This is a genomic window from Streptococcus pasteurianus, from assembly GCF_004843545.1.
GTDB lineage: Bacteria > Bacillota > Bacilli > Lactobacillales > Streptococcaceae > Streptococcus > Streptococcus pasteurianus.
Map to the genome: position 1 here is coordinate 1,508,366 of NZ_CP039457.1, position 13,895 is coordinate 1,522,260.

Annotated in this window: 13 protein-coding genes; 2 read left to right on the forward strand and 11 right to left on the reverse strand. The window is 37.2% G+C overall.

Annotated elements, in window-relative coordinates; translation table 11 throughout:
- Nucleotides 1-224: 224 nt before the first annotated feature.
- The 10 genes from E8M05_RS07855 to ccpA all read right to left on the reverse strand — a co-directional run bounded on the left by E8M05_RS07855 (nt 225) and on the right by ccpA (nt 11,750).
- Entirely contained in the window at nt 225-1,730 is a 1,506-nt protein-coding gene (locus tag E8M05_RS07855; RefSeq protein ID WP_211116053.1) for a sensor histidine kinase, read from the reverse strand.
- Nucleotides 1,702-2,394 carry a response regulator transcription factor gene (locus E8M05_RS07860; RefSeq protein ID WP_003065786.1) on the reverse strand — a complete coding sequence of 231 codons (693 nt, stop codon included), beginning with the start codon at nt 2,392-2,394 and terminating at the stop codon, nt 1,702-1,704. The genes E8M05_RS07855 and E8M05_RS07860 overlap by 29 nt, the downstream gene beginning before the upstream one ends.
- A 105-nt stretch (nt 2,395-2,499) precedes the next feature.
- The gene (locus tag E8M05_RS07865; RefSeq protein WP_003065788.1) at nt 2,500-3,378 is read right to left on the reverse strand and encodes a DUF3114 domain-containing protein; all 879 of its coding nucleotides are present in this window, start codon (nt 3,376-3,378) and stop codon (nt 2,500-2,502) included.
- A 164-nt stretch (nt 3,379-3,542) separates the two neighbouring features.
- Nucleotides 3,543-3,884, reverse strand: coding sequence for a hypothetical protein (locus E8M05_RS11550; RefSeq protein ID WP_003065790.1), 342 nt, complete (start codon nt 3,882-3,884; stop codon nt 3,543-3,545).
- Between the two features lie 9 nt (nt 3,885-3,893).
- Entirely contained in the window at nt 3,894-4,298 is a 405-nt protein-coding gene (locus E8M05_RS11555; RefSeq protein ID WP_003065791.1) for a hypothetical protein, read from the reverse strand.
- A gap of 273 nt (nt 4,299-4,571) precedes the next feature.
- A protein-coding gene (locus E8M05_RS07875; RefSeq protein WP_101774278.1) for an IS3 family transposase occupies nt 4,572-5,920 on the reverse strand; the annotation gives its coding sequence in 2 pieces (ribosomal slippage) (nt 4,572-5,479 and nt 5,479-5,920; 1,350 coding nt in all).
- Nucleotides 5,921-6,024: 104 nt separating this feature from the next.
- Nucleotides 6,025-7,971 carry a threonine--tRNA ligase gene (gene thrS, locus E8M05_RS07880; protein ID WP_041974366.1) on the reverse strand — a complete coding sequence of 649 codons (1,947 nt, stop codon included), beginning with the start codon at nt 7,969-7,971 and terminating at the stop codon, nt 6,025-6,027.
- A 349-nt stretch (nt 7,972-8,320) separates the two neighbouring features.
- A complete protein-coding gene (locus E8M05_RS07885) occupies nt 8,321-9,655 on the reverse strand; it encodes a glycosyltransferase family 4 protein (RefSeq protein ID WP_003065797.1) in 1,335 nt (444 codons plus the stop codon).
- Nucleotide 9,656: 1 nt separating this feature from the next.
- Nucleotides 9,657-10,655 carry an LTA glycolipid anchor biosynthesis glycosyltransferase, IagA/BgsA family gene (locus E8M05_RS07890; protein ID WP_003065799.1) on the reverse strand — a complete coding sequence of 333 codons (999 nt, stop codon included), beginning with the start codon at nt 10,653-10,655 and terminating at the stop codon, nt 9,657-9,659.
- Nucleotides 10,656-10,748: 93 nt separating this feature from the next.
- Entirely contained in the window at nt 10,749-11,750 is a 1,002-nt protein-coding gene (gene ccpA, locus E8M05_RS07895) for a catabolite control protein A (protein ID WP_003065802.1), read from the reverse strand.
- Nucleotides 11,751-12,077: 327 nt separating this feature from the next.
- Between ccpA and E8M05_RS07900 the strand changes: the two genes are divergently transcribed.
- Both E8M05_RS07900 and E8M05_RS11560 read left to right on the forward strand, forming a co-directional pair.
- On the forward strand, nt 12,078-13,163 hold the full coding sequence (locus E8M05_RS07900; RefSeq protein ID WP_003065805.1) for a M24 family metallopeptidase: 1,086 nt from the start codon (nt 12,078-12,080) through the stop codon (nt 13,161-13,163).
- A gap of 339 nt (nt 13,164-13,502) precedes the next feature.
- Entirely contained in the window at nt 13,503-13,685 is a 183-nt protein-coding gene (locus E8M05_RS11560; RefSeq protein WP_003065808.1) for an NUDIX domain-containing protein, read from the forward strand.
- 9 nt (nt 13,686-13,694) lie between these two features.
- Here E8M05_RS11560 and E8M05_RS07910 read toward each other — a convergent pair whose 3' ends face one another.
- Nucleotides 13,695-13,868 carry a hypothetical protein gene (locus E8M05_RS07910; protein ID WP_230321727.1) on the reverse strand — a complete coding sequence of 58 codons (174 nt, stop codon included), beginning with the start codon at nt 13,866-13,868 and terminating at the stop codon, nt 13,695-13,697.
- Nucleotides 13,869-13,895: the final 27 nt, after the last annotated feature.

A 13,895-nucleotide genomic window follows, 5' to 3' on the forward strand; every position in this document is an offset into this window, starting at 1 on the left:
TTATATGTCTATTATAACCAAGCTTTTTTGAAAAATCTCAGCTAAAGTATTGAAAAGCTGTGGCAAAAGTGTGGCAATTTCTTCTAAGTCTAGTTTACTAGATTTCAGCACTTGCGCTCTTACAAAATTGTAAGACGATTGAAAGATTTGAGGTAGACTAAATGAGAACAAAAATACGAAGTTGAGACAAGGTGCTCAGCTTCGTATTTTTTATTATTACCTCGTTACTTTACTAGCAAATAAATAATGAAACTCGTTTCTTGGGCATTTGAGATTACAGTGATTGTTCCCTTATGGCGCTCAACAATTTCCTTGGTAATGGCAAGTCCAATGCCAAAATGACCACCTTTTCCCTTGTAGAAACGTTCAAATAAGTGCTCTTGGTCTTGCTCTGAAATAGCTTCGCCATCATTTGAAATAGTGATTTGTAATTGATTTTCTATCAGCTTTCCTGAAATACTGATTTGTGTTTTAGCGTAGCGGACAGCATTCGATAAAATATTGGTAAATGCACGTTCCAATAACTTTTCATCGGCTTCTATTTCCAAATAATCATCGTCAAAGTGATGTTCAAAGGTAATACCGCGTTCATCAGCCTTGGCTTTCAAGCGCCAACTAACATCATAAAGAAGGTCTGTAATATTCAGCTTTTCCAGCTGTAATTGTGTTTGGACGGATTCCATTTTCGAAAGTGTCAAAATATCATCCACCAAATCAGTCATTTTCTGACTTTCATCAACAATGACACTAGCTGCTTGTTTGGCATCAATAACCCCCTCTTTAATACCTTCAGCATAGCCTTGAATAGACATCAAAGGCGTCCGCAATTCATGAGAAGAATTTTGAAAGAAGAGTTGTTGACTACGTTGGTTAGCATCAATCATATCATTCATCCGCTCAACAGTTTGCCCAACTTCATTAAATTCACGGTAGGCAAAGTTTTCTGTTGGCAAGTTTTTTTCGCGATTGCCAACACGTAAAATATAAGATTTCAAACTATCAAAATTTCGGTCAAGTTTTCGAGCGGTAAGAAAAATACTGATACTAGCAACGATTCCGACAATAACCATCAAAACTAATAATATAAAATTAATATAATCTTCCAGTTCTTCAATCGGTGTGACATTGGCAAAAACGAAAATATAATACGTTGGAGAATCATCATTATTGTCTTGTTTGACATAACTGTCTGCTAATGTGCCAGGATATTCCTGCATTTTGATCATGTAAGCTGAACCATCAATTTCAACTTTTTTAAAGTAATTTAAACTATTTTGGTAATCACTATAGTCTGCATCATCCTCATCAATATCATCAAACCATTCAATATCATCATTATCTGAAAAATAATCAATAATCTTTTCAGAAATTTTTTTCTCTGATAAATCGTACATAGAAGCTGAAATGTACTTAATATCAAAAGAGTCGTCTGCAATGACATAAGTAGTCTCAAAAATATTTCCTTCTGCTGTCGTTTCTGGAGTATCACCGACATATAAAGTGTCCAAAGTATCATATTGATTTTGTACAGCTGTAAATGCTTGCTCAGCAATAAATAATTTCAAAAGCACATTAAATACTAAAAGAATAATAGCAAAAGAAACGATAATAATGGTTAAAGGCTGAACAAATAGTGTCGTTTTGAAACGCAAATTTCGACGCTTTTTCTGCAATATTTTTTTCGGGTAATTGAGCTGTTTTTTATTGTTTTTTCGTGAGTTTGAAACCATAGCCCCAAACTGTTTCAATAAGGACATGACTATCGACTCCTCTCAATTTTCTACGCAAGCGTTTAATGGTATCATCCGTTACCCGTGTTTCTATGCTACTTTCGTATCCCCAAATGTGATGCAAAAGTTCATCACGTGAAACAGCCTCTTCTGCATGATTCATCAGCATTTTTAATAATTCAAATTCTGTATTGGTCAGTTTTAAGACTTGATTGTCATAGGTGACCGTGCGTTCTTTCTCGGATAAGGTCAGCGCTTCGTAAGTCACGACATCTGAGGTTCCTTTAACCACTTCTTGCGATTGCGGTTGGCGTGCCAAAATAGCTTTCACGCGCAAGCTTAATTTTAACGGTGAAAATGGCTTGGTGAAATAGTCATCTGCTCCTGCTGAAAAACCTTTAACAAAATCAGCATCACTATCACGTGCTGTTAATAGGATAATGGGCACATCAGAGCGTTTACGAAGCATAGTCACAATCTCAACACCATTTGTCCCTGGCATCATAACATCCAAAATCACTACATCTGCTTCTTCCTCCATGAAGCGTAGTAACAGTTGGTCTCCTGTCTCAAAAATCTCAACATCAAGTCCTTGTTCACGTAAAAATGACGCAATCAATTCACGAATATTTTTTTCATCATCTGCCACATAAACCTTAGCCATTTAACACCTCTAAAACGTAAATTCTTACATTCATCATACCATAAATTGCACTAAATATGGCAAGCCCAGCTGGACTTGCCGCAGAAATACCTCATATTTGTTTTGCTATTTTTTCAACTTTCTTAATTCACTTTGGAAGGAGCGCCGCAAAGCCTTGACTTGCTGATAGGCAGATTTCCCTGCTTTGGCATAATGCCCTTTTTTATTAAAATAGCTGTGCTCCCATTGTTCGTGTTGGCGTTTTTTGATTAAAAGTGGTGCTGAAAAACGATTGCCTTGATTGGCTAAGATTTGTTTCCGAAAGGCAGGATCGTGTGGTTTAATGGGAGCAATATCAAGTTCATAATGCCTTTTGTCATTCTGATTCGCATAGTTAAAACTAGCACCGTTGATAATACCATTATGATTGGTACCCTGTGGGTCAATTTCATTTGCAAAACGCCCTTGGCTATCTAGGATAAATTCCGTGTGAAATCCCATTACAATTTTCAAGTTAATGGGTAACGAAAATCCCAAAATAGGCTGTTTAGGAGCTTTATTGTGAAGGCGTGACGATTCTGTCAAATCAAAATCAAATTGCTTCCGCCAAAAACGTCGTCCCTTCTTTCCTTTTAGATAAGTCAACAAGGATAAACGGTCATTTTGAGCTGGAAAATATTCTCGTACCCACTGTGCTTGGTAGGCAGAAATCACATAACGAAATTGATGAATTTGGTGAGCCAGTAAATTATCGGCTACCATGCTTTCTGCTGGAAAGGCAAGTTGGACAACCTCCGCAAATTCTTGCCAAAAGACATGATCTGGTGCCAAGTTATCCGAAAACTGATTTATCAACTCGCGTGTCTGGCTGACGTTACCAGTTAATTCTAAAGGCATTTGAGCAATTGCCATGACTTTCTCCAAGACTTCCTTTGCCTGATTGGCACTTGTCACAGCTCTGCTATTTTCCCAAAAACTAAAAAATGCTTTATCTCCGATTTTCATAGTGTTATTATAACTTAAAATACTTTTTCTGCTTGATTATAAATTTTTTGATAAGTTCTTAAATTGTAACTTTTATTATAAGCTAAAACCATATATCATACCTCTTTATGTATCTTTTACGGTATATCATAAGATACCAATTTAGAATATGCAAATAAAAACTCTTAACAACTTTTAATTTGGACATTATCATTGGCTTTTGAAAGCGCAATTTGTCCGCTACAAGCAATGCCTGTCCCTGATACGTAAATTTTGCCACCACCAGCATTTTCTGCTTGGCTAATCGCTGAAAGCAATTCCGAATAGCTTGTTACGACTATATCGTCTGATGTGTTGGTTGCAGAAGCATCTGAAGTTGTTGTGGTAGTTGATGTACTGCTTATGCCGTTTGAATCAACTTGAATTTTAAAAATATCAATACTGCTATCTTGTGAATATACCCAAATAGCCTCCCCACTACTTGTATAAGTGTAAGATTGTGTACTAACTATTGCCCCAGCAAACATTGTTGTCTATTAATTTCCTGCTGAATCAGCAACAATCAATATTCTTGTGTCTGTGCTTGAAGCGCTTTGAAAGCTTACTTTAATCACGTCATTTCCAGACACTGGAACCTTGACAGCTTTGCCGTTTTGGTCACCCCTCCCACTAAGCGCCAAAGCATAGGTATAATCAGTTTCAGAAAACGTCGCATCTTTAACCTTAACTTGCATGGTAAAGCTATCTGTTGCTACCAACGTCAAGCCATCAACCGTCGTTGTGCTAGAAATTGTTCCAAGATTTTTGAAACTTGAGTTTTTGAAATTCCAAGATACCGTTGTTGAGGCATCTACTTTCAAACTAGACATTCCCGCTAGTGTCATACCAACCATTAAAATGGCACTAAACAATACCAATAACACTTGTTTTATTGTTTTCATTCTATCTCCTTTCCCACAAGCGTGGATTTATTTTAGCATGGATAATGTCTATCTTTAAGTTTTTGCATATCTGAAATTTTTCTATAAATTAGAATAAGCTTATTTAGTTATCCCTAAATCTTTTCATCGTGTAAACGCTTTTATCATTAGATAAAAATGTTTAGTCCAATTTGAATTTGCATATATAGGATTTTTACACTAAATCAGAAGAAATTTTCCACAAGTAAAAAAGAAGCCCACTATGAAGTGACCCCCAAAAGTTAGACTAAATATTTAAGTTAAGGATTGAGTTCTGTATTGCACAGGACTTAGTCCTTTTAATGTAAGTTTGATTCGTTTAGTGTTGTAGTAGTTGATATATTCTGAAATAGCTGTTTTCAATGTTTCGAGGGAAGTAAATTCCTTCTCAAACCCATAAAACATTTCTGTCTTCAATGTTCCAAAGAAAGATTCCATCATGCCGTTGTCTAAGCTATTTCCTTTACGCGATATGGACGGTCTCATTTCATGCTCCTCAAGAAAATGATGGTAGTAAGTGTGTTGATATTGCCATCCTTGGTCACTATGTAAAATAGTGCCCTGATAAGTTTGTTCAGGAAAAGCCTCGGAAAGCATCGTTTTAAGTTGTTGTAAGTTTGGCGAGGTAGATAAATTATATGCAATAATCTCACTGTTAAAGCCATCAAGAACTGGTGATAGATACAATTTTTGATCACTAGCAGGAATTGAAAACTCTGTTACATCGGTATAACACTTCTTAAGTGGTTGGGCAGCTTTAAATTGACGCTTAATGAGATTATCAGCTTTCTTGCCCACCTCACCTTTATAAGAGTTATAGCGACGTTTCGCACGGATTCTAGCTTTCAAACCAAGTTCTGTCATCAGACGTTGAACTTTCTTATGGTTAACTTTATAGCCTCGATTTTTAAGTTCGAGGTGAATTCTACGGTAACCATATCTCCCTTTGTTCTCAGAATAAATATCTTGAATAGCTTCTTTTAATTCTTTGTTTTTATCTACCTGGGTTAGACGTTTAACCTGATAATAGTAGGTTGATTGAGACAGCTTCAAAATATTAAGTAGGATTCTTAAATCAAATACATTGATTAGTCCTTGAATGATTTCTGTTGCTCTTTGAGCCTTGCTTCGTCCCTCAATCGGAGTTCTCTCAACTTTTTTAGTACGGCATTCTCCGCTCTAAGGTACTCATTTTCATATTGAAGACGCTCTAATTCAGTCATTTCTTCAAGTTTTTTCTTTGGTTTGCGTCCCATCTTTACAGGTCTCCCTCTTGATTTCTCAAGAATAGTATACCCGTTTTTCTTGTATTGCGCTATCCAATTAGGAAGCATTCCCTTATTTGGTAATCCATAATCTAGAGAAACCTCTAGCTGAGACCTACCTTTCATCAGAACTTCGTTTATGATTTCCTGCTTTAGTTCAGGAGAATAATACCTATTTTTCCTTTTACAAACACTTTCCAATCCGTGTATATCAATAAGGCGGACCATGTATTGAAGGTTATACTTACTAATATTAAATGTTTGACTGATTTTAGGCCATGTCCCACCAGATTGTCGTAAGCGATAGATTTCAATTTTATCTTCATAACTTAATTTCATAGAAAAGCACCCCAAAAGTTAGATTTGTTGTCTAACTTTTGGGGTGCAGGTCAACTATTAGACTTCTTTTCTGCCGAATTTATATTATTGTGCAAATGGAAGTATTATTCAGCATCTGGACGTGATTTGCGGTTAATGTCAGCTAAGATATTGTCAACAAATTCATCGATTGCTTCTGTGTGAGTTTGTTTGCTTCCATAGCGACGAACGTTAACTGTCTTATCAGCCATTTCTTTGTCACCGACGATTAATTGGTAAGGGATTTTCTTAGTTTGGCTTTGACGGATTTTAAGTTGCATTTTTTCGTTGCGTTCATCAACGTCAACACGAACACCTTTGTCGCGAAGAACTTTAGCAACTTCCCAAGCGTAGTCAACATGAGCTTCGTTAGAAACTGGGATAACAGTTACTTGGTGTGGTGCAAGCCATGTTGGGAAGGCACCTTTGTAGTTTTCAATCAAGATAGCTGTGAAACGTTCCATTGTTGAGATAACACCACGGTGAATCATAACTGGACGGTGTTCTTCACCATCAGCACCAATGTATGTCAAACCGAAACGTTCTGGAAGAAGGAAGTCAAGTTGGATAGTTGACAATGTTTCTTCGTTACCAAGAGCTGTTTTCACTTGAATATCAAGTTTTGGACCGTAAAAGGCTGCTTCACCTTCTGCTTCGAAGTATTCAACACCCATTTCATCCAAGGCAGCTTTCAACATTGATTGTGCATTTTCCCACATTTCGTCGTCATCATAGTATTTGTGAGTGTCTTTAGGGTCACGTAGGGAAAGACGGAAACGGTATTCAGTCAAGTCGAAATCTTCGTAAACATCGATAATCAATTGAAGAGCTTTTTGGAATTCTTCTTGAATTTGTTCAGGTGTTACGAACAAATGACCGTCATTAAGTGACATTTCACGAACACGTTGAAGACCTGACAAAGCACCAGATTTTTCATAACGGTGCATCATACCGATTTCCGCAATACGGATTGGCAATTCACGGTATGAGTGTACATGGTGTTTGTAAACTTGGATGTGGTGTGGGCAGTTCATTGGACGAAGAACGAATTCTTCACCGTCACCCATATCCATTGTTGGGAACATATCTTCACGGTAGTGGTCCCAGTGACCTGATGTTTTGTACAAATCAACTGAAGCCAAAGGTGGAGTATAAACATGAAGGTAGCCTGAAGCTACTTCTTTATCAACGATGTAGCGTTCCAACGTACGACGAATTGTCGCACCGTCTGGCAACCAGAATGGAAGACCTTGACCAACTTCTTGAGAAATCATGAACAAATCAAGTTCTTTACCAAGTTTACGGTGGTCACGTTCTTTAGCTTCTTGACGTTGTTTAAGGTAAGCTTTAAGATCTTTTTTGTCGAACCAAGCAGTACCGTAAACACGTTGCATCATCGCATTGTCGCTATTTCCACGCCAGTAAGCACCAGCGACGTTCAATAGATGGAAAACTTGGATACGACCAGTTGAAGGCACGTGTGGACCACGGCAAAGATCAGTGAATTCACCTTGTGAATAAACAGTAAGACCACCTTCGTCTGCACCATGTTCTTCAATCAATTCAAGTTTGTAAGGGTCGTTTTTGAACAATTCACGTGCTTCATCAATTGTGATTTCTTTACGAATACATGGAAAGTTTTCTTTAACGATTTTTTTCATTTCTTCTTCGATACGAGGAAGATCTTCATCAGAGATTTGACCAGCTTTGTTATCAGTATCGTAGTAGAAACCATCTTCAATAGCAGGACCTACACCAAGGCAAAGGTCTGGGAAAAGACGTTTTGCTGCTTGTGCAAAAAGGTGAGCAGCTGAGTGACGTAAGATACCAAGAGCATCTTCGTGGTCAGGTGTCACGATTTCAATACTACCGTCTTCAGTAATTTCACGGGTTGTATCAATCAATTGACCATTAAATTTACCAGCTAAGGCTTTTTTAGCTAGTGAATTGCTAATGCTTTGAGCAATTTCAAAAGGTGTTACACCAGATTCAAATTCGCGCACAGCGCCATCTGGAAAAGTGATTTTAACCATATTTCTCTCCTTTTTATAATTTACAATGTTGACAATTCCTTTTTGGGGAACCAAGCAAAAGGAATATTATCAGCTTATGAGACTTTTCCTCGAGATAAAAGAAAAACGACGTCCCAAAAGGACGTCGTAACGTGGTTCCACCTTCATTTATCTACGACAAAAAAGAGTCGTAAACCTCAAACTAGCTATATCGTAGCTACCGTTTTATGTTTGCATAAAAGCAAGGAAGTAGTATTGAATCAGCCAACCCTGCGCCCTTCTCACCAACCGGCACTCGCTCTAAAGGTTTACCCCTGTTCAACTCGTCTTCGTAAGTTATTATAACACGAATAATTTATTTTTCAAGAACTTAATCAATGAAATCTCGAATTGAATTAATTAATCGTTTTGGAGCCTTAACAACTTTGGCTGATGTTTTAGCTGTCGCTTTAACAGCTTTAGCTGGCATTTTTATCGCTGATTGAGCAAATTTGATAGATGTTTTTTCATCTTGGCTTCGCACCGTCAATGATAATTTTGATTTTTTCTTATTTTTGGCTGAAATCAAGACGTCTAAATAAAAGGCATAGACTGATTTTCCAAAATGCTCTGCTGAAATAGCGTACATTTTTTCTTTGTATGTCCTTTCGTCCATTGCTGGTGTATCGGCAATCGCATCTAAAATTGCATCTGCTAAATCTTCTTCATGATAAAAGAGTGTCCCGAACATCTTTTGGTCAATAATATCGTCCAAATAAGGATTGCCATGAGCAATGACAGGCGTTCCGCTGGCAAGGCTTTCTGTGTAGGTCAATCCTTGTGTCTCACTAGTAGAAGCTGAAATAAAGAAATCACTTGCCTTATAATACAAAGCTGTCTCGTCATGTGGGACCATTCCTGTAAAAATCACAGCTTCTTCAATACCCAACTCTGCTACCAAATCTTTCAAATCTTGGAGATAGGGTCCATCACCAACAACAACTAACTTAACACGTTTATTTTCCGACAAAACTTCTGGAAATTGTTTTAGGATAGCTTGGATATTTTTTTCGTAAGAAACACGTGACAAGCTAAGCAGCATGGTTTCATCATCAGCAATGCCTAATTTATCACGGAGAGCTTTAGCATCTTCTGCTGTAATATCCTTGCATTCGTATTCTTCCACACGAATACCTGTCGGGATAACACGTTTAGGAATTTTAATATCGTAACCTTCTAACAGATTTAAAACAATACGTGATGGGCAAATAACGCCGTCTAAATCGTTCAAATAACCGCGAATAATGTACTTAACCATGCCAGGTTTGATGATTTTCCCTTTGGCAATGTAACCAACATAATCCTCATACTGAGTATGATAAGTGTGTACCGCAGGAATGCGGAGTGCAGCAGCAATCATTTTCCCTAAAACACCAACACTAAATTCAGTCTGAGTATGAATAATATCCAATTTATACTGCTTTGCTATTTTATAAGAGGAAATTAACCCACGATACACTACACGACGGTCAGTAAACGACACAAAAGGAACGCTAGGCAGACGAATAATCGTTGGATCCTCGTAGCGTTTAACAGCTTTATCAGTGGTAGTAAATATATAAACCTCGTGTCCCTCTTTTTCCAATTCTTCTTTTAGGGTGCAAATGCTTGTTGAAACCCCTGAAACTTGAGGGAAATAGGTATCTGTAAAAAGACCTATTCTCATTTTACAACTCCATTACTTTTTCATAGACGTCAACTAATTCATGAGCAACTTTATCAATGCTACGGCTTTCAGCCACTTTGTATCCTGCTTCTTGTTTTTGACTTTTTCCTGCTAAGACTTTTCGAAGCGCTCCTACAAATCCATCAATGTCAGTCGCTAATTCTGCACAACTTTCATCTACCCAGCCGTGATAAACAGGAATATCACGTAGCACGACGTGTTGGTGGCTAGCAAGAGCTTCCAAGACAACAATCCCTTCGGTTTCCTCACGACTTGGGAAGAAAAAGGCATCTGCTCCGCTCATTGCTCCCTCAAAAACATCACCTTTAATGTAACCAGCAAAGGTCACATTTGATGGGTGTTTGCGAGTAACAATACTTCTGACTTTATGTGGGATAACCCATTTATTTGTTTCACCGAACCAGATAAAACGGACGTCTGGCATTTGTTCTGCGACTTTTACAAATTCGTCAATGCCCTTGCGCATGAAGTAGAGCCCAGCACAAATAACAACTTTTTCATCTGGTTTAATATCAAAATAATGACGGAAAGCTTCTTCTTTGGCAGAATTTGGAATATAGCGTGACAAATCAATACCATTTGAAACAGCGTAAATTGGATGCTTAATGCCATAACCTGCAATTAAATTTTTTGAGTATTCCGTAGGGGTGATAATGGCATCAGCCTTTTGATAAAAACGACAAAGATACCATCTAAAAATTGGTGATATTAAATTTGAACCAATGAATGAATCACGAAAGTCCTCTTCGGTTGAATGACCGTGCATAAGCACTTTTTTGCCAGCTCTTTTAGATTTCATCAAAAGATGCCAGCTTTTAAGCCCATAAGTATTAATGTGTACTAAATCATAATCGTCTTTCGAGTTGGTTGTATATTCTTGCCCCACAATTGTAAGGGCACGCTCTTGATGTTTAATCGCACGTCCTATGCCGGATTTTCTCAAATAATCCTCGGCTTCCAAATACAGTAAAACTTTCATAATTTCTATTATATCTTATTTTGTATTTTTTTTCACCAAAAGTGAAAAAATCAGTCCTCGGACTGATTTTAATTTGATATAACTAATCAACTATTAACGTGTTGTGCCACGTGTTATAAGACCATGGTTAAGAAGAATTTCTTTTTCTTCAAGTTCCTCTTTGTTCATGATTTTAGTCAACATACGCATGCTGACAGCACCAAGGTCATAAACTGGTTGACTGATTGAGCTAAGGTTTGGGTGTGTGTATGATGTAATTGGTGAATCATTGCTTGTGATGATTTCAAAGTCTTCTGGAACTTTTTTGCCAGCTTCGAACAAGCCGTTCAGTAAGCCTGCTGCCAATTCGTCTTCGGCAACAAAGGCTGCTGTTGCGCCAGAATTAATCACACGTTGTGCAAGTTCAAATCCTTCTTTATAGTTGTAATTAGCTTCAAAGATAAGACCTTCTTTGAATGATAAGCCATTTTTTTCAAGACCTTCTTTGTAACCAGCTAAACGCACTTTACCGTTGATATCATCGATAAGTGGACCAGAAACAAAGGCAATTTCTTTATTGCTTTTAGCTAAAATATCAACAACATCAACAACCGCTGCTTTGTAATCAATATTAACACTTGGGAGTTGGTGTTCTAAGTCAACTGTACCCGCAAGTACAACTGGTGTGCGTGAGCGAGAGAACTCTGCACGAATTTTTTCAGTCAAATGATGTCCCATGAAGATAATACCGTCAACTTGTTTAGCAAACAAGGTGTTAACAACGTTAACCTCCTTATCATCATCTTCATCACTTGAAGCAAGTACGATATTATACTTGTACATAGCGGCAATATCATCAATTCCTTTAGCAAGAATTGAGAAATAGCTATTGGCAATATTGGGAATAACAACACCTACTGTTGTTGTCTTTTTACTTGCTAAACCGCGGGCAACGGCATTTGGACGATAATCCAAACGATCAATAACTTCAAGAACTTTTTTACGTGTGTTTTCCTTTACGTTTTTATTGCCATTTACAACACGACTAACTGTTGCCATAGAGACGCCTGCTTCTCGGGCAACGTCATAAATTGTAATCGTATCATCAGTGTTCATTATTGGACTTCCTTTCTATTTGAAAATTTCGTTTTCACGGATATTTTATCATCTTTTGGAAACACTTTCAAGGGGGTGAGTGGTCTTTTTTGAAAACTTTTCATATATTGTAAGCGTTTAATTGCTTGATTTCTATATCAAACTACTTGAAAAGTCAAAATTTGAGGTTTTTCAAAATAATTTTTGAAAACTTTCATTAAAATTATGAGAGAACTTCTTTTTATCTCATTTATTATTTTTTGTCCGTAAGATCACTTTTTTTGACTCAAGTCTTGATTTTTTCTGATTTTTTTGAAAAAATGGGATTAATTAGAAAGAAGGTTCCTTATGTCAAAATTAGATCAAATCCGCCCATATCTTAGTCAAGAAAAAGCTAATATTGCTGTTTTTTCCGACCCCGTCACTGTAAATTATTTAACTGGATTTTACTGTGACCCACACGAACGCCAAATGTTCCTTTTTGTGTATAGCGACCGTGAACCTGTGCTTTTCGTTCCAGCACTTGAAGTGGCACGCGCAAGCCAAATTGTCACTTTCCCAGTTTTTGGTTATATGGATTCTGAAAATCCTTGGCAAAAAATCAAATCTAGTCTACCTTCAACTGACAGCGCGAAAGTTTTTGCTGAATTTGACAACCTCAATGTGACAAAATTTCAAGGTTTGCAAACTGTTTTTGACGGACGTTTTGAAGACTTGACACCATTTATTCAAAAAATGCGTCTCATCAAATCACAAGATGAAATCGAAAAAATGCTAATCGCTGGTCAGTTTGCTGATAAAGCGGTTCAAGTTGGTTTTGATAATATTTCATTAGACAATACAGAGACTGATGTCATTGCCATGATTGAGTTTGAAATGAAAAAACAAGGTGTTGAAAAAATGAGTTTTGACACTATGGTCTTGACTGGAAATAATGCTGCTAATCCACACGGTATCCCTGGTACGAACAAAATTGAAAATAACTCACTGCTCTTGTTTGACCTTGGAACAGATATGCATGGCTATGCTAGTGATATGACACGTACCGTTGCCGTTGGTAAACCTGACCAATTCAAAAAAGATATTTACGAACTTTGCTTAGAAGCCCAATTAACAGCTCAAGAATTCATCAAACCTGGTGTTCTTGCTAGCGAAGTTGACGCTGCTGCACGTAATGTCATTGAAAAATCCGGCTACGGTGAATACTTCAACCACCGTCTTGGACATGGTATCGGTATGACTTGTCACGAATTTCCTTCAATCATGGAAGGTAACGATATGGAAATTCAAGAAGGCATGTGCTTCTCTGTCGAACCTGGCATTTACATCCCTGGAAAAGTTGGCGTACGTATCGAAGATTGCGGACACGTCACAAAATCTGGCTTTGAAGTCTTTACACACACACCAAAAGAATTGCTTTATTTTGAAGGATAATGGTATTAATATAGCTCAAAAAATTCCCAGTTCAATCTTGGGAATTTTTCTATTGCAAGGCAAGCCAAAACGACTACTGCTAAAATGAGCCTAAGAACTTTAAAAAGAAGCTTCTATGTTTTACAAAACAATAACTTATTGTCCCGAATGTGGACATCCTTTGGAGAAAAAATTTTTAAAAAAATGAGGGAGAGATTCCTTATTACTCATAATGTGCGAGTTTTCGTTTTCCAGTCTTTAATACAGCAATTAGTGCGATTTTATTTAATGAAAATCATGATAGGATTCTTTTGATTAAGCAATATGACATGACTGACTATATTTTACTGGGCTGGTTATGTGTTTCAAGGGGAAAATGCCGAGACAACTGTGGGGCGTGAGATTGATGAGGAACTTGGTTTAAGGGTTAAATCATTGACATTTAACACCTGTCAGTATTATGAACGCAGCAATTCACTCATAATTAATTTTGCGGCAACAGTTACTGGCAATGTGTCACCTAACCACGAAATTGACGATTGAGATTGGTTTTCAATTGAGGAAACTAAGACGTTCAATGATAATTTGCGGACGTCCGTCTGGTAAAGTTCCAGCATGGACTTTGGTATCATACTGCTTAGGAGCACTCGCTAGAAAAGCTTCCATTTTTTCTTCAGACTCAAAAATATCTTCATCAAACCAGTATAAATTACTATCAATAATCATTTTTACACCTACTTTCTTAAACAATCT